The organism is Paraburkholderia sp. SIMBA_054 (genome assembly GCF_046534875.1).
In the GTDB taxonomy this organism is placed as follows: domain Bacteria; phylum Pseudomonadota; class Gammaproteobacteria; order Burkholderiales; family Burkholderiaceae; genus Paraburkholderia; species Paraburkholderia hospita.
In genome coordinates this window covers 1-228 of sequence record NZ_JAWRXV010001905.1, presented here as the reverse complement: position 1 = coordinate 228, position 228 = coordinate 1, and the positions used below count along the sequence as shown (strand labels likewise).

Below are 228 nucleotides of genomic sequence, written 5' to 3'. Positions count from 1 at the left end.
CGACAGCGGAATCACGTCGAGCAGCAGCCAGTCGTCGCCGTCCGCGCCCCGGTTGCCCGCGAGCAGATCGGCCTGGATCGCCGCGCCGAGCGCGACGACCTGGTCCGGGTTGAGATTGGTCAGCGGCGGCTGGCCGAAGAATGCTTCGACCGCGCGGCGAATCACCCGCATGCGGGTCGCGCCGCCCAGCCGCAGGACGCCCTTGACGTCCTTCGTCGCGACTCTTGC

Annotated in this window: 1 protein-coding gene; it reads right to left on the bottom strand. The window is 71.1% G+C overall.

All coding sequences use genetic code 11. The features are described from left to right. Positions 1-228 (bottom strand): Hsp70 family protein (locus SB822_RS61675; protein WP_410859746.1); only part of this gene is annotated, 228 nt, incomplete at both ends.